The 15,585-nt window shown below is 70.2% G+C and carries 13 protein-coding genes; 10 read left to right on the plus strand and 3 right to left on the minus strand.

Translation table 11 applies throughout. The features are described 5' to 3' along the window. Positions 1–151 precede the first annotated feature (151 nt). Complete coding sequence (gene groL, locus ACX1D0_RS00245) at positions 152–1,783, plus strand: chaperonin GroEL (RefSeq protein WP_459018917.1); 1,632 nt, start codon at positions 152–154, stop codon at positions 1,781–1,783. A gap of 309 nt (positions 1,784–2,092) precedes the next feature. On the opposite strand, the gene ACX1D0_RS00250 is transcribed toward groL, so the two are convergent. After that, the gene (locus ACX1D0_RS00250; protein ID WP_459018918.1) at positions 2,093–3,388 is read right to left on the minus strand and encodes an MFS transporter; all 1,296 of its coding nucleotides are present in this window, start codon (positions 3,386–3,388) and stop codon (positions 2,093–2,095) included. Between the two features lie 110 nt (positions 3,389–3,498). Here ACX1D0_RS00250 and ACX1D0_RS00255 point away from each other — a divergent pair, with 110 nt between their 5' ends. Both ACX1D0_RS00255 and ACX1D0_RS00260 read left to right on the plus strand, forming a co-directional pair. Continuing rightward, complete coding sequence (locus tag ACX1D0_RS00255; protein WP_459018919.1) at positions 3,499–4,209, plus strand: copper homeostasis protein CutC; 711 nt, start codon at positions 3,499–3,501, stop codon at positions 4,207–4,209. Further along, positions 4,202–4,708, plus strand: coding sequence for an NUDIX hydrolase (locus ACX1D0_RS00260; RefSeq protein ID WP_459018920.1), 507 nt, complete (start codon positions 4,202–4,204; stop codon positions 4,706–4,708). The genes ACX1D0_RS00255 and ACX1D0_RS00260 overlap by 8 nt, the downstream gene beginning before the upstream one ends. Here the strand turns inward: ACX1D0_RS00260 and ACX1D0_RS00265 are convergent. Beyond that, the gene (locus tag ACX1D0_RS00265; RefSeq protein WP_459018921.1) at positions 4,705–5,409 is read right to left on the minus strand and encodes a hypothetical protein; all 705 of its coding nucleotides are present in this window, start codon (positions 5,407–5,409) and stop codon (positions 4,705–4,707) included. The genes ACX1D0_RS00260 and ACX1D0_RS00265 overlap by 4 nt on opposite strands. A gap of 168 nt (positions 5,410–5,577) precedes the next feature. Here ACX1D0_RS00265 and nagB point away from each other — a divergent pair, with 168 nt between their 5' ends. The 5 genes from nagB to ACX1D0_RS00290 all read left to right on the plus strand — a co-directional run bounded on the left by nagB (position 5,578) and on the right by ACX1D0_RS00290 (position 12,685). Next, positions 5,578–6,384 (plus strand): glucosamine-6-phosphate deaminase, encoded by an 807-nt coding sequence (nagB, locus tag ACX1D0_RS00270; protein ID WP_459018922.1) that lies wholly within the window; start codon positions 5,578–5,580, stop codon positions 6,382–6,384. A gap of 41 nt (positions 6,385–6,425) precedes the next feature. Continuing rightward, a complete protein-coding gene (locus tag ACX1D0_RS00275) occupies positions 6,426–6,809 on the plus strand; it encodes a cold-shock protein (RefSeq protein WP_459018923.1) in 384 nt (127 codons plus the stop codon). Then, on the plus strand, positions 6,810–7,580 hold the full coding sequence (locus tag ACX1D0_RS00280) for a DUF3027 domain-containing protein (protein WP_459018924.1): 771 nt from the start codon (positions 6,810–6,812) through the stop codon (positions 7,578–7,580). A 68-nt stretch (positions 7,581–7,648) separates the two neighbouring features. Continuing rightward, a complete protein-coding gene (locus ACX1D0_RS00285) occupies positions 7,649–9,196 on the plus strand; it encodes an NCS2 family permease (RefSeq protein ID WP_459018925.1) in 1,548 nt (515 codons plus the stop codon). An 87-nt stretch (positions 9,197–9,283) separates the two neighbouring features. Beyond that, a complete protein-coding gene (locus ACX1D0_RS00290) occupies positions 9,284–12,685 on the plus strand; it encodes a pyruvate carboxylase (RefSeq protein ID WP_459018926.1) in 3,402 nt (1,133 codons plus the stop codon). A gap of 4 nt (positions 12,686–12,689) precedes the next feature. Here ACX1D0_RS00290 and ACX1D0_RS00295 read toward each other — a convergent pair whose 3' ends face one another. Then, a complete protein-coding gene (locus tag ACX1D0_RS00295; protein WP_459018927.1) occupies positions 12,690–13,310 on the minus strand; it encodes a hypothetical protein in 621 nt (206 codons plus the stop codon). A gap of 124 nt (positions 13,311–13,434) precedes the next feature. Between ACX1D0_RS00295 and ACX1D0_RS00300 the strand changes: the two genes are divergently transcribed. Together ACX1D0_RS00300 and ACX1D0_RS00305 are read left to right on the plus strand one after the other, a co-directional pair. After that, positions 13,435–14,397, plus strand: coding sequence for a hypothetical protein (locus ACX1D0_RS00300; protein WP_459018928.1), 963 nt, complete (start codon positions 13,435–13,437; stop codon positions 14,395–14,397). Between the two features lie 9 nt (positions 14,398–14,406). Next, positions 14,407–15,543: an N-acetylglucosamine-6-phosphate deacetylase gene (locus ACX1D0_RS00305; protein WP_459018929.1), complete on the plus strand. Its 1,137-nt coding sequence runs from the start codon at positions 14,407–14,409 to the stop codon at positions 15,541–15,543. The last annotated feature ends 42 nt before the right edge of the window (positions 15,544–15,585 follow it).

Here is a 15,585-nt window from a genome sequence, read left to right on the forward strand (position 1 = left end):
CGAGTGCTAATAATGGGGTTAGCACTCTCACGCTTTGAGTGCTACCGAACTGCCGGTGAGGCTTAGCCGTCCGTCGCGGGCACCGCGGTTCACCCGACACTGCACACTTCGGGGCTCAGGCCCCACTTGACGGGAGGACTCCCGAAACACCATGGCAAAGCTGATTGAGTTCAATGAGGAAGCGCGCCGCGCCCTCGAGCGTGGCATGAACACGCTGGCAGACGCGGTCAAGGTGACGCTCGGCCCCAAGGGCCGCAACGTCGTCCTGGAGAAGAAGTGGGGCGCCCCCACGATCACCAACGATGGCGTGTCCATCGCCAAGGAGATCGAGCTGGAGGACCCGTACGAGCGCATCGGCGCCGAGCTGGTCAAAGAGGTCGCCAAGAAGACTGACGACGTCGCCGGCGACGGCACCACCACGGCCACCGTCCTGGCCCAGGCGATGGTCCGCGAGGGCCTCCGCAACGTGTCCGCCGGCGCCAACCCGATGAGCCTGAAGAAGGGCATCGAGGTGGCCGTCGCCGCCATCGTCGCCGAGCTGGCCGACATGGCCATCGACGTCGAGACCAAGGAGCAGATCGCCGCCACCGCGTCGATCTCCGCCGCTGACACCACCGTCGGCGAGATCATCGCCGAGGCGATGGACAAGGTCGGCAAGGAGGGCGTGATCACGGTCGAGGAGTCCAACACCTTCGGGCTGGATCTCGAGCTCACCGAGGGTATGCGCTTCGACAAGGGCTACATCTCGCCCTACTTCGTGACCGATGCCGAGCGCATGGAAGCCACCCTGGATGACCCCTATGTCCTGCTGGTGAACTCCAAGATCTCCTCGCTCAAGGACCTCCTGCCGGTCCTCGAGAAGGTCATGCAGTCCGGCAAGCCCCTGCTGGTCATCGCCGAGGACGTCGAGGGTGAGGCCCTCGCCGGCCTGATCGTCAACAAGATCCGCGGTACGTTCAAGTCCATCGCCGTCAAGGCGCCGGGCTTCGGTGACCGCCGCAAGGCCATGCTGACGGACATCGCGATCCTCACGGGCGCGCAGGTCATCAGCGAAGAGGTCGGCCTGTCGCTCGACGCCGTGACCGTGGACCTGCTGGGCTCCGCCCGGTCCGTCATGGTCTCGAAGGACGAGTGCACCATCATCGAGGGCGCCGGCGAGTCGGCGCAGATCGAGGGTCGCGTCTCGCAGATCCGTCGCGAGATCGAGAACTCGGACTCCGAGTACGACCGCGAGAAGCTGCAGGAGCGCCTCGCCAAGCTGGCCGGCGGCGTGGCCGTCATCAAGGTCGGCGCGGCCACCGAGGTGGAGCTCAAGGAGCGCAAGCACCGGATCGAGGACGCCGTGCGCAACGCGAAGGCGGCCGTCGAGGAGGGCATCGTGCCTGGTGGTGGCGTCGCGCTGCTGCAGGCGTCCAAGGCCGCCACGGTCGAGGGCCTTGAGGGCGACGAGGCCATCGGCGCGCAGATCGTCTTCACCGCGGCCTCGGCCCCGCTGAAGCAGATCGCGGCCAACGCCGGTCTCGAGGGTGGTGTCGTGGCTGAGAAGGTCGCGCACCTGCCCGTGGGCCAGGGCCTCGACGCGGCCACCGGCGAGTACGTCGACATGGTCGCGGCCGGCATCATCGACCCGGCCAAGGTCACCCGCTCGGCGCTGCAGAACGCCGCGTCCATCGCGGCGCTGTTCCTCACCACCGAGGCCGTCATCGCCGACAAGCCGGAGAAGGCCCCCGCGGGCGGCGCCGGCGGCGGCATGGACGAGATGGGCGGCATGGGCGGCTTCTGAGCCACCCCTCGCACAGGCAAGCCAGGAGGGCGGTCCCGTTTCGGGGCCGCCCTTTCGGTGTCCTCCGATGTTTCCGGCCGGTAGCGCGGCGGCCAGCAACCGGCCCAACAGTGTGCCGAGACCGGCTGGCTCACCGAGCCGTGCGGTGGCCGGCCCACCACCACATGAGCCGGATCTGGACTTCGCGGAGGCTTGGATCGTTCAAAGGGTGCGAATTGGGCGTTGAGTCTCGGATCCGGCTCAACAGCGCCCCACGAGAGCCGTGTCCGGCTCGACACAGCCTGACGAGAGCCGTGTCCGGCTCAATCCTCAGGCCGCGGAGAGTTCCTCGTCGGGTGTCTCCGAGTGCGTGGTCACCCAGAAGGATCCTGCGACGACCAGGCCCAGCACCAGCAGCGCGGACGTCAGGAGGAACGGCCAGCTTCGGTCCATGCCCGACAACCAGCCGCTGATCCAGCCGAAGGGGGCGGTCACCAACATCACCACCGTGCGCTGGATGGCCATGACCCGCGACCGCTCGTCCCGGTCCACGTGGAGAGCCACCAGGGATTCCGCCAGCATGAACAGGATGCCGCCGCCGAACGCGTCGAGCATCAGGCAGACGGCGAGCAGGCCGTAGGTGGCGGCGCCGGCCGCGCCGTCGGAGCTCGGAATACCCACCAGCAGGAGTTGCCCGGCGAGGTAGACGCCGAAGCCGATCAGGGTGGGGGCCTTCAGGTGCTTCGCGTGGGTGAGCAGCGGGATGAGAGTGAAGAAGAACAGCACCGAGAGCAGGGAGCGGACCATCGGGAAGAACGGCAGGAGCGCGTCGGGCACGCCCAGCCGCTGGTTGATGACGACCTGCCAGAAGGTGGCGTTGACCAGCGCGACGGCGCCGACGATGGCGGCGATGATGAGCGCGAAGATGGTGCCCCTGGAGTGCAGGATCAGCCCGAGCACCCCGCGGTACTCGGACAACGACCGCCAGATGCTCACGCCGCGGGTCTGCTCCATCCGGATGCGGCCCGTCGCCGTCTCGGTGGTATAGCGGTAGAGCAGCCAGATCTTGAACGACATGATGAAGAATGCGTTCAGGTAGAGGATGCGGACCGCGAACTCGAGCCCCAGCGTGGAGACGAGGATCGCGGCGATCGGCGCGAACAGTGCGGAGAACTCTGCCGCCACCTTGACCAGCGAGTACACCTTGGGGATCTCTGCGCGGTCGACGTCCTCGACCAGCAGGCAGTCCCAGGAATTCTGCGTCACCTGCCAGGCGCCGTTGACGATGGACGCGGCGAGGAACCACCAGAAGTTCTGGGCGAAGGCCCAGATGAGGCAGGGGATGGCCCAGGCGACGATGTCGAACACGGCGGTGGTCATCCGCCGCCCCAGCTTGTCCGTGATCACGCCGCTCAGCAGCCCGAAGACCACCTGGGACAGCATCGAGATGGTGGCGAGCAGGCCGATCTGCGCGTCGCCGATGCCCAGGGCCAGCATGAACACCGAGGCGTACGGCAGGACCAGCATCATCGACAGACCCCACAGGGGCTCGGTGTAGACCGAGGCGCGGCCGTTGCCGCGGAGCCCGAGCAGGGTGACGATCATGGGGTTGCGGACGCGAGGCACCGGCTCAGTCAACCCCTGTCGACCAAAGTTGTCCATCCAGGCCGGCGCAGCATGCCGCCGACAGTGCGCGCCTACGCCCGCTGGCGCCAGTGACTTGGCAAGATGGCTCCATGAGTCTGCTCGAAGTGATCGCACTGCACGCGGCGGACGCCGAGCGCGCGGAGGCGGGCGGCGCGGACCGGATCGAGCTGGTCGGCACCATGGACGACGACGGCCTCTCCCCCGAGCCGCGCACCGTCGAGAAGGTCCGCCGGGCCACGTCGATCCAGATCCGCCCCATGGTGCGCCTCAGGGCCGGCTTCGGCACCGACGGCGGCGAGGCCACCCGGCTCACGGGACTCATCGCGGCCTATCTCGACGCGGGCGCCGACGGGGTGGTGCTGGGCTTCCTCAACGGACTCAACCGCATCGACACGGAGGTGGTCACGGCGTTGGTGGACGGTGGCACCTTCCCCTGGACCTTTCACCGCGCCGTCGACCACTGCCTGGATCCGGACCGGGCGTGGGCGGACCTGCGCACGTTGCCCCGGCTGGACCAGGTGCTGACCGCCGGCTCGGCACGCGGGGTCGAGCACGGACTGGACGATCTCCTCCGCCGGGCCCGGACGGACGCGGAGGCGGCGCGCCTCATCATGGCCGGCGGCGGCCTGTCCGCGGAGCACGTCCCGTGGCTGGTGCGTGCGGGGGTCCGCGCGTTCCACATCGGCTCGCCGGCGCGGCCGGGCGGCTCCTTCAAGGCCTACGTCGATTCGGAGCTGGTGGCCAGCTGGCGCGACCTCATCGACGACGAAGTGGCCCACATCCGGCAGACGCATGGCTGACCGCCCGGTCACCCGCAGGCTGGCGGCGCGCGTGATCGTGCTGGCCGGCGACGACGTGCTGCTCCTGGGCGACACGGATCCCGGCGTGCCCGGCTCCAGGTTCTGGCAGGCACCCGGCGGGGGAGTGGAGCCGCGCGAGCGCGTCCGCTCCGCCGCGGCCCGCGAGCTCGAGGAGGAGACCGGCCTCATCGTCGACGAGGGCCAGCTCGTCGGCCCGGTGGCCGTGCGTCGACTCTTCCGCGGCTACTCGGACCGCATCCTCATCCAGGAGGAGACGTTCTTCCGCTACCACACGCAGCGGTTCGAACCGGTGTCGGCTGGGCTGACCCGGCGTGAGCGGTCCCGGCACGTGTCCAGCGCGTGGTTCCCCCTCGACGCCCTCCCGGAACACACATGGCCGGCCGAGATCGCGACCCTCGCGCGCTGGGACGGCGAGGTCCCCGTCGACCTGGGCGACGTCGAGGAGTCGACGGTGCCGGTGGGTGAGCTACCGCTCTAGCGGTTGCGCAGCGCGCCGACGGCGAACACGACGGTGAAGGCCAGCGAGACGAGCATGCCGACGGTGGAGGTGCGGCCCAGCGTGTCCGTGAGGAGCTGCCAGCCGAGGGTGGCCAGGCCGATGGACAGCGCGGACGCGCCCGCGCGCCCGGTGAGCGGCTGGATCCGGGTGCCCAACGCCCCGGCTGCGGTCAGTACGAAGGGCGACAGGGCGGGCAGGATGAAACCGAGGAGGCACAGCCCGCTGGCGATGAAGGCGAGCTGGCGCTGCTGGGGTTGGGCGCGCGGACCCGGTGGCGCCGACGGAGGCGGCAGCAGTTCGCCCGGTGGCGGAAGCGGGGGCCCGGTGGGCGCTGGCAACTGGCTGCCTGCGGCGCTGGCCCACTCGGGGCCCACCGGCTGGGGTGCCGAGGTCACGATGGGCTCCCGCGGGTCCCGCGCCACGCCGGGTTTCGGCCCCGGGGCGATCGCTGCCGACGAGACGGCGAACGCGTCCCGCGGATCGCGGGTGGGGGCCTGGCCGGCGGCCACCTCGCTGAGCGGCGGCTGGGGAATGGCCTCGAACGTGGCGGGCGGGGCCATGGGGCCCGGCGTGGAGGAGGCCCAGGGGTCACCGGACGTCAACGGCTCGGCGCGGGGCGTGGCGAACCCGTCGGGCCGCTCCGTCGGCGCGTAGGCCGCGCCGTCCTTCCAACTCGCCATGCGCCCCATGCTACCGGCGGCCGGACAGCCTGGTCCGCCCCGTGATCGCGCAGCCGACGTGAGCATCTGGTGCGCGTATGGACGTCAAACGCGCGGGTCCCAGACGGCGATGGTTAGGCTCGCTGCAGCGGCGGAGGCCGGTGACTGAGGCACAGGAGGCCGACGGCGATGGAAGTGGTGCTGTGCGCGGATGCGCAGCGGGTGGGCGAACTGGCGGCGGACCGGGTGGCCGAGTATCTGCAGGGGATCCCGACGCCGGTGCTGGGGCTGGCCACGGGAAGCTCACCGCTGAGGCTCTACGCCGAGTTGGCCAGGCGCGTCGACGCCGGGGCCCTCGACGTGTCCCACGGGTTGGGTTTCGCGCTGGACGAGTACGTCGGAATCCCGCCTGAGCACCCCGAGAGCTACCGCAGCGTCATCGCACGCACGGTCGTCGGCCCCCTGGGCATGGACCCCGCCCGGGTCCGGGTGCCCGACGGCGCGGCACCAAATCTGCAGGCCGCCGCGGACGCCTACGACGCGGCCATCGCATCGGTCGGCGGCGTCGACGTCCAGATCCTCGGCATCGGCAGCAACGGCCACATCGGCTTCAACGAGCCGTTCTCCTCCTTCTCCTCCCGCACCCGCGTCAAGACCCTGACCCCCGAGACCCGGCGCGACAACGCGCGCTTCTTCGCCTCCGACGACGAGGTCCCCACGCACTGCGTGACGCAGGGACTGGGCACCATCATGGAGGCCAGGGTGGCGCTCATGGTGGTCTCCGGCGAGCACAAGGCCGCGGCCGTGGCGGCCATGGTGGAGGGGCCGGTGGCCGCGGCCTGCCCGGCCTCGATACTGCAGTTCCATCCGCGCGCCGTGATCATCGTCGACGAGGCGGCCGGCTCCCAACTCCGGCACGCGGACTACTTCCGGCACATCGGGGCCACCGAGCGCGTCATCGGCGGCCTGTTGGGGAGGGCCCGCCGAACCGGATAGACTGCACTGTCTGACTGGCTACTAGTGCAAATGAGGGCGACGTGCCTACCGGTAAAGTGCGATTCTTCGACGCTGAGAAGGGCTTTGGTTTCATCACCAAGGACGACGGCGGCGACGTCTACGTGCGCTCCAACGCGCTTCCCGCAGGCGTCGAGGCGCTCAAGGCGGGGCAGCGCGTCGAATTCGGAGTCATCGAGGGTCGCCGAGGCGAGCAGGCGCTGAGCCTGCGCGAGCTGGAGACGCCGCCGTCGCTGTCCAAGGCGTCGCGCAAGGACCCCGAGCAGATGGCCGTCATCGTCGAAGACCTCATCAAGATGCTCGACGGCATCGGCAATGACTACCGTCACCGCAGGCACCCGGACTCCAAGCACGCCACGCGAGTGGCCGAGCTGCTGCGCCGGGTCGCGGACGAACTGGAGCTGTAAATGGCAAAGCCCAAGCTGGATGCCGTCACGGTCAATGCTGTGGACCTGGCCCGCGCCGCCGCCGTCGAGGTGGGGGACGACGAGTCGGTGGGTGAGCACCTCGGCATCGTGGCGGAGGACGGCGACAGGCTGGTCACGCACCTGTTCCAGAGCCTCAGGCCCGGATACCTGGACTGGCAGTGGGCCGTCACGCTGGTGCGCGCCTCCCGCGCCAAGGACCCCACGGTCAACGAGGTGGTGCTCCTGCCGCGCCCGGACGCGCTGCTCGCACCGCGGTGGGTGCCCTGGGCGGACCGCATCGGCCCGGGCGACATCGTGCCGGGCACCCTCATGCCCACCCCGGACGACGACCCCCGCCTGGAGCCCGGCTTCTCCGCCACGGACCTCCCCGCGGACGCGGACCCCGCCGAGTGGGTGCAGCTGCGCACCACGGTGGCCGAGCTGGGCCTCGGCCGGGCCCGCGTGCTCAGCAGGTACGGTCGCGACGAGGCGGCCGAGCGCTGGCTCGAGGGACCGCCCGGACCCTCCGACGAGGGGTCCCGCGAGGCGCCCGCGCCGTGCATGACGTGTGGCTACTTCATCGCGCTCCGCGGCTCGCTCGGCACCCTGTTCGGTGCCTGCACCAACCAGTACTCCCCGTGGGACGGCCGCGTCGTCTCGCTGGAACACGGCTGCGGGGGCCACTCGGACGTGGCCGATGTCGACCACGCCCGGGAACTGCCCGCGCCCGCGTTCGACACCGTCGGCATCGACCACACGCTCTTCGACTGACCGCTTCCCCGGGCCACCGGTGGACCCCGGTTCATCCGCGCGCCCGGGTGGCCGTACGATAACGGTCCGTGGTTACCAATACTCCCAAGGCAGCACGGCTGCATCCCGAGACGGAGCGCCAGCGCTCCGGTCTCGACGGCTTCTTCGAGATCACCAAGCGTCACTCGACCGTCGGGCGGGAGATCCGCGGCGGCCTGGTGACATTCTTCGCGATGGCCTACATCATCGCCCTCAATCCCCTCATCATCGGCACCGCCGTGGACAAGAGCGGCAACCTCATCTCGGGTCAGCCGAAGTTCACCGACGCCGCCATGACGGTGGTCAACGACGCGGCGGTCGGTCAGTCGATCGGCATGGTCGCGGCTGCCACCGCGCTGATCGCGGGTCTCCTCACCCTCGCGATGGGCATCTTCGGCCGATTCCCCTTGGGTCTGGCGACCGGCCTGGGCCTCAACGCCCTCGTCGCCTACGTCCTGGCTCCGCAGATGACCTGGCCGCAGGCCATGGGCCTCGTGGTGTGGGAGGGCATCCTGATCTTCATCCTGGTGCTGACCGGCTTCCGCACGGCCGTCTTCAAGGCGATCCCGAGGACGCTGCGCACCGCCATCTCCGTCGGCATCGGTCTGTTCATCGCCTTCGTCGGCCTCATCAACGCCGGCATCGTGCGTAAGCCCGCTGGCGCGCCCCCGGTCGAGCTGGGCATCAACGGCTCGCTCATGGGCTGGCCCATCGCGGTGTTCTTCATCGGCATCATGGTGCTCATCGCGCTGCACGTGCTGAAGGTCAAGGGCGCGATGCTCATCTCCATCCTCGTGGCGACGGTCGCCGCGGTGATCATCGAGGCCATCGCGAAGATCGGGCCGCAGTTCACCGCCGACGGACTCAACCCCGTCGGGTGGTCGCTCAACGTGCCGCAGATCTCCGACGTCGCCTCGCTGCCGGACCTCGGCCTCATCGGCCGTGTCGACATGATCGGCGCGTTCTTCCCGGACGGCTCCTTCTCCTTCACCAACTTCCTGGCGCTCGCGGTGCTGGTGTTCTCCCTGCTCCTGGCCGACTTCTTCGACACCATGGGCACCGTCGTGGCCGTGGGCAGCGAGGGTGGCCTACTCGACGAGCACGGCATGCCGCCGCGCACCACGGAGATCCTGCTGGTGGACTCCGTCGCTGCCGCTGCCGGTGGATTCGGTTCCGTCTCGTCCAACACCTGCTACATCGAGTCCACCGCGGGCGTCGGCGAGGGAGCCCGGACCGGTCTGGCGTCCGTCGTGACCGGTGCCGCGTTCCTGCTGGCGATCTTCCTGGCCCCGCTGATCAACATGGTTCCGTCCGAGGCGGCGGCCCCGGTGCTGGTCTTCGTCGGGTTCCTCATGATCGCCCAGGTGGTGGACGTTGACTGGAACGACGCGGAGGTGGGGATCCCCGCGTTCCTCACCATCATCCTCATGCCGTTCTCCTACTCGATCACCACAGGTATCGGCGCCGGATTCCTGGCGTACGTGTTCATCAAGATCGTCAAGGGCCACGCCAGGCAGGTGCACCCGCTCATGTACGTGGTGGCTGCGCTGTTCGTCATCTACTTCGTGCAGGGCGCGTTGCTCGGCCTGATCAACTGACACAGGGTGCGCCGCGCCGTCAAGGGGCGCGGCGCATCGCTGGAAGCGTGGTGTGCCCGAAAGGGCCCGCCCGGTAGTCTGGCGCCCATGTTCCAGAAGGTATTGGTCGCCAACCGAGGCGAGATCGCCGTCCGCGCGTTTCGCGCCGCTTACGAACTCGGCCTCCGCACCGTCGCCGTCTTCGCCTACGAGGACCGCAACGCGGATCACCGGATCAAGGCGCAGGAGTCCTATCTCATCGGGGAGGAGGGCCACCCCGTCCGCGCCTACCTGGACATCGACGAGATCATCCGGGCAGCCAAGGAATCCGGCTCGGACGCCATCTACCCCGGGTACGGCTTCCTCTCCGAGAACCCGGGCCTGGCCGCGGCCTGCGAGGCCAACGGCATCACCTTCATCGGCCCGTCCGCGGACGTGCTCACGCTCGCCGGCAACAAGGTGCGCGCCCTCAACGAGGCGCGCCGCGTCGGCGTCCCCACCCTCGCGTCCTGCCCCCCCTCGACGGACACCGATGAGCTCACCAGAGCGGCTGAGAAGATCGGCTTCCCCGTCTTCATCAAGGCGGTGGCCGGTGGCGGCGGCCGCGGGATGCGCCGCGTGGACGATCCCGCGAAGATGGCCGACGAGCTGGGTGCCGCCATGCGCGAGGCGGAGGCCGCCTTCGGTGACCCGACGGTTTTCATCGAGCAGGCTGTCGGCGCGCCGCGACACATCGAGGTCCAGATCCTGGCCGATTCGCAGGGCGAGGTGGTGCACCTCTTCGAGCGGGACTGCTCCATCCAGCGGCGCCACCAGAAGGTCATCGAGATCGCGCCGGCGCCGCACATCTCGCAGGAGCTGCGGGACAAGCTCACCGCGGACGCGGTCAAGTTCGCCCGGGCCATCAACTACACGTGCGCGGGGACCGTCGAATTCCTCATCGAGACCGAGGGCGAACGCGCCGGAGAACACGTGTTCATCGAGATGAACCCGCGCATCCAGGTGGAGCACACCGTCACCGAGGAGATCACCGACGTCGACCTGGTGCAGGCCCAGATGCGCATCGCCGGCGGCGAGTCGCTGGAGGACATCGGCGTGCGTCAGGACGAGCTGCAGATCCGGGGGGCCGCGCTCCAGTGCCGCATCACCACCGAGGACCCGCAGAACTCGTTCCGCCCCGACACCGGCCTCATCACCGCCTACCGCTCCGCCTCCGGCGCCGGCATCCGGCTCGACGGCGGCACCACGGGCACCGGCGTCGAGATCAGCCCCCACTTCGACTCGCTGCTGGTCAAGCTCACCGCGCGCGGCCGGGACTTCCCGATGGCCGTGGCGCGGGCCCGCCGCGCCCTGGCGGAATTCCGCATCCGCGGTGTCGCGACCAACGTGCCTTTCCTGCGCGCCGTCCTGGATGATCCGGACTTCGCGGCCGGCGGCGTCACCACGTCGTTCATCGACGAACGCCCCTACCTGCTCCATGCCCGCACGCCCGCGGACCGCGCCACCAAGCTGCTGCGGCACCTCGCCGAGGTCACGGTGAACCGCCCGCACGGCGAGGCTCCCACCACCTTGGATCCCGCGGTGAAGCTGCCGCCGGCGGACCTTGCCTCACCGGCGCCGGACGGTTCGCGGCAGCGGCTCCTCGCGCTCGGCGCTGAGGGGTTCGCGGCCGAGCTGCGTCAGGCGGTGCCGGTGCGGATCACCGACACCACCTACCGCGACGCCCACCAGTCGCTCCTGGCCACCCGCGTGCGTACGAAGGACCTGCTCGCCGTGGCGCCCACGCAGGCCCGCCTCCTGCCGCAGATGTTCTCGGTGGAATGCTGGGGCGGCGCCACCTACGACGTGGCGTTGCGATTCCTCGGCGAGGACCCGTGGGAGCGGCTCGCGTCGCTGCGCGAGGCCATGCCGAATCAGAACCTGCAGATGCTGCTGCGTGGCCGCAACACCGTCGGCTACACCCCGTACCCCACCGAGGTGACGCACGCGTTCGTCGCGGAGGCCGCCGCCACCGGCGTGGACATCTTCCGCATCTTCGACGCGCTCAACGACGTCGAGCAGATGCGCCCCGCGATCGACGCGGTGCGCGAAACGCCGTCCGTGGCGGAGGTGGCGCTCTGCTACACCTCCAACCTGCTGGACCCGGCGGAGAAGATCTACACGCTGGACTACTACCTGCGCCTGGCCGAGCAGATCGTCGACGCGGGGGCGCACATCGTGGCCATCAAGGACATGGCCGGCCTGCTGCGCCCCGAGGCGGCCCGCCGCCTGGTGACCGCCCTCCGCGAGCGCTTCGACCTGCCCGTCCACCTGCACACCCACGACACCACGGGCGGCCAGCTGGCCACGCTCATGGCGGCCATCAACGCCGGCGTGGACGCGGTGGACGTGGCCAACTCGGCGATGGCCTCCACCACCTCACAGCCCCCGATGTCTGCCCTGGTCGCGGCGCTGGACCAGACGGAGCGGCAGTCCGAGCTGGACGCGCAGGCCGTGCTGGACCTTGAGCCCTACTGGGAGGCCGTGCGCAAGATGTACCGGCCCTTCGAGTCCGGGCTCCCCGCCCCGACAGGCCGCGTCTACAGCCATGAGATCCCCGGCGGGCAGCTGTCCAACCTGCGCCAGCAGGCCATCGCGCTGGGGTTGGGCGAGAAGTTCGAGGCCATCGAGGACATGTACGAGGCGGCGGACAAGATCCTGGGCCGCCCCACGAAGGTCACCCCGTCGTCGAAGGTGGTGGGGGACCTGGCCCTGCACCTCGTCGCCGTCGGAGCCGATCCCGCCGAGTTCGAGGCGGACCCGCAGAAGTTCGACATCCCCGATTCGGTCGTCGGTTTCCTCAACGGTGAGCTCGGCAAGCCCGCCGGCGGATGGCCTGAGCCGTTCCGCAGCCGGGCCATCGAGGGCCGACGCACCCCGGTGCGGGTCACCGACGTGGCCGACGGGGACCTGGCGTTGCTGGCCGAACCGGGCCGCACGCGCCAGGAGACCCTGAACCGGCTGCTGTTCCCCGGCCCCACGAAGGATTTCGAGCAGCAGCGCGAGGACTTCGGAGACATCTCCGTGCTCCCCACCGTTCCGTACCTCTACGGCATGGAGCGGGGCAAGGAGTACTCGATCACGCTGGAGAAGGGCGTGACGCTGCTGGCGGGCATCGAGGCCATCTCGGATCCCGACAAGCGCGGCAAGCGCAGCGTCATGTGCCTGCTCAACGGCCAGATCCGGCCCGTGCGCGTGCGGGACCTGAAGATCAAGTCCGAGGTGGCCACCGCGGAGCGCGCCGATCCGACGAAGAAGGGCCATGTCGCTGCCCCGTTCAGCGGCGCCGTCACGCCGACGGCGGAGGAGGGCGCGAGTGTCGCGGTGGGGGACCAGGTGGCCACCATCGAGGCCATGAAGATGGAGGCGGCCATCAACGCCCCCATCGCCGGCGTGGTCAGGCGCGTGGTGCTTCCCGGCACCACCCAGCTCGAGGGCGGGGACCTGGTCCTGGTGATCGACCCGGCGTGAGCCGTCAGGCGGTCGCGCCGACCACCACCACGTCGAGGCGCGGCTGCCGGGATGCTGTCTCGAGCACGTCGAGGATCGGGGTGAGGATTCGCCGGTCCTCGGCGGTCAGCTCGGGGTGGTCGTAGGCCGCCCTCAGAGCCCGCAGGGTCTCGACGGCGTGCACGTGCTTGGCGTAGCCCGCCACCTGCCCCGGCAGCGGGCGCAACGGGATGCCCAGGTCCCGGTCCCCGAGGCTGCGCAGCGAGTAGTCGCTGTTGAGACCAGCGCGGGCGAGGTTCCACTCGGCCCGCTCGAAGGCGGCCTCGTCCCACGGGGTGCGCCGGCTCGCCGCGGAGAGCTCCTCCAGCCACCCGATCAGCACCACCCACGAGGGCCCCACCCGGTCCGGGGCGATGAACCCTCCCGCCAGCAGGGCCTCGACGTCGCGGCTCGACGGCGCGGCCGGGTCCACCCTGAAGGCGGGGTCGCGGCGCATCAGGGGCCGCATCCACTGCCTGCGCTTCGGTGTCTGGCTGCTGAAGCGTGCGGCCGCTGCGGCGCGTAGCCGATCAGCGAGAGCGGGCGAGGCGCCGAAGACGTCCCGCACATCGTCGATCGAGACCGCGCACGCCACGAGCTCCTGCATGCACCCAAGGTAACCGTGGGCGTAGCATCGGCACAGTGAATCCGAGAACTCGCCGAATGATCGTCACAGGCGTCCTGGTGGCCCTCGTGGTGCTCGTCATCCTCGGAAGCCTGGTGGGGAGCAGATGAACGCGTTCGGACGGGTGGCCGCGGCCGGCATCGTCGGCCTGGGACTGTCCGCAGGGGCGGCCGCATCCGCGCTGGGGGAGGAGATCGTGCCGCCGGAGGGCTCCACCCCCGTCGTGGGTATGGCCTACGGATCCGGATCCTCCACCCTCTGGCTGGCCGGACCGGGCGCCGACGACGGCACGGTGATCGACGCGGACGGCAGGGAGGTGTCCTTCGACGCGGAGCTCGAGTCCGTGCAGGCCCTGGCGTGGCGTGGTGACAGGTTGTGGGTGGGTGACATCGGAGACCAGGACGCGGCGCGTGACTCGGTCGTGGTGTACCGCCTCTCGCCGCTAGAGGAGGCCCGGATCACCTATCACGCCTACGACTTCGTCTACGAGGACGGACCCCGGCACGCCGAGGCGATGATGCTGTCGGGTAGGGGCCGGATCTACGTCGTCACCGCAGGGGAGGACCCGGGCATCTACCGGGCGGAGCTCGAGCCGTCGCGGGAGGAGATGAACACCCTCGTGCGCGTCACGGACGCCCCCGCGGGGGTCAGCGACGGCGTCTTCCTGTCCGACGGGTCCACCATGGCGCTGCGTACAGCCATCGGAATCGAGTACATCGACGCTTTCACCTGGGAGACGCTGGTTACCGACACGATCGTCGGCGCACCCGATGGCGAGTCCATCGCAGTCGGCCCGGACGATCAGATTCTGGTGGGTGGCAACCCCGCCATCCGCGAGGTGGAGGTGCCTTCCTCGGACGTCACGACCACGGTCGCGCCTTCGGCGGCGCCCTCGTCGCCCGGCCCGGCGCCGTCCTCGGCGTCGGCGTCCGCGTCCCCGTCTGGCACCGCGTCCGATGATCCCCAGCAGGAGCCGGCGCCGGCGCGCACGGGCACGACGATCGCCCTGGTGCTCGCGGGCATCGTCGCCCTCACGGCCGGGGCGGTGACCTTCTTCGTCCGGTCCTAGGATTGGGCCATGCCCACGTCTCAGTTCACCGTCGCCCACGCCGTCACGCCTGAGGGTGTGGTGGAGAACGCGACGATCCGGATCGAGGACGGGCGGATCGTGGCGGTCCAGCCAGGCGGGGGAGGGGGGCGGCTCTGGGCGGTGCCGGGGTTCGTGGACACGCACTGCCACGGCGCCGTCGGAGTCAGTTTCGGTGACCCGGACCCGGGCCGCAACGTCGAGGCCATCGAGTACCACCGGCGCCACGGCACCACCACTATCTTCGCCAGCACCGTCACGGAGCCGCTCGGCAAACTGGAGGCGCAGCTCGCGGTGCTGCGGTCGCTGCACCACGACGGGCACCTTGCCGGCATCCACCTCGAAGGGCCGTTCCTGGCACCCGAACGGAAGGGCGCCCACGCCGAGGCGCTGCTGCGCGACCCCGATCCCGAGGCGGTGGAGCGGCTCATCGACGCCGGCGGCCCGGCGTTGAAGATGATCACCCTGGCCGTCGAGCGCGCGCACGCGGAGACCGCCACCCGGCGCTTCGTCGAGGCTGGGGTCGCCGTCGCGTTCGGCCACTCCGACGCCGACGACATCGCCACCGCGGAGTCCATCGAGTGGGGAGCCACCGTCGCCACCCACCTGTTCTCCGCCATGCGCCCCATCCACCACCGGGAGCCCGGCCCCGTGCCGGTGCTGCTGGCCGACGAGCGGGTCATGGTCGAGCTGATCTGCGACGGCGTGCACCACAAGCCGGTGATCGCCGCGATGTCGATCGACGCCGCGACCCCCCGTCGCGTGGCCCTGGTCACCGACGCGATGAGCGCCACGGGCTCGGGCGACGGGCGCTACGTCCTGGGTGAACTCGAGGTGGAGGTGATCGACGGGACGGCCCGCCTCGTCACCGCCGACGGGACCCCGGGCGCCATCGCCGGCTCCACGCTCACCATGGCGGCCGCGTTCGAGTTCGTGGTGCAGGAGGTGGGCGTCAGTATCCCCGATGCAGCCCTCATGGCCGCCACGACCCCGGCCGCGTGGCACCGCCTCGACGAGGTGGGCCGCCTGGAGGCCGGGCTCTGGGCCGACGTCTGCCTCGTCGACGACGACGGCCGCCTGCACGGCGTCATGCGCCGCGGCGACTGGGTGGTCCCGCCTCGGCCCTGATGGTGGCGAATGCGCGACACTAGGATGGGCGGTGAAGGAGGT

Source organism: Tessaracoccus pujii, from assembly GCF_054483895.1.

Bases quoted from the DNA above. Each gene is read 5' to 3' on its own strand.
- groL (WP_459018917.1), top strand. From the start codon at position 152: ATGGCAAAGCTGATTGAGTTCAATGAGGAAGCGCGCCGCGCCCTCGAG.
- ACX1D0_RS00295 (WP_459018927.1), bottom strand. From the start codon at position 13,310: ATGCAGGAGCTCGTGGCGTGCGCGGTCTCGATCGACGATGTGCGGGAC.
- ACX1D0_RS00300 (WP_459018928.1), top strand. From the start codon at position 13,435: ATGAACGCGTTCGGACGGGTGGCCGCGGCCGGCATCGTCGGCCTGGGA.
- ACX1D0_RS00280 (WP_459018924.1), top strand. From the start codon at position 6,810: ATGGCAAAGCCCAAGCTGGATGCCGTCACGGTCAATGCTGTGGACCTG.
- ACX1D0_RS00255 (WP_459018919.1), top strand. From the start codon at position 3,499: ATGAGTCTGCTCGAAGTGATCGCACTGCACGCGGCGGACGCCGAGCGC.
- ACX1D0_RS00260 (WP_459018920.1), top strand. From the start codon at position 4,202: ATGGCTGACCGCCCGGTCACCCGCAGGCTGGCGGCGCGCGTGATCGTG.
- nagB (WP_459018922.1), top strand. From the start codon at position 5,578: ATGGAAGTGGTGCTGTGCGCGGATGCGCAGCGGGTGGGCGAACTGGCG.
- ACX1D0_RS00290 (WP_459018926.1), top strand. From the start codon at position 9,284: ATGTTCCAGAAGGTATTGGTCGCCAACCGAGGCGAGATCGCCGTCCGC.
- ACX1D0_RS00265 (WP_459018921.1), bottom strand. From the start codon at position 5,409: ATGGCGAGTTGGAAGGACGGCGCGGCCTACGCGCCGACGGAGCGGCCC.
- ACX1D0_RS00305 (WP_459018929.1), top strand. From the start codon at position 14,407: ATGCCCACGTCTCAGTTCACCGTCGCCCACGCCGTCACGCCTGAGGGT.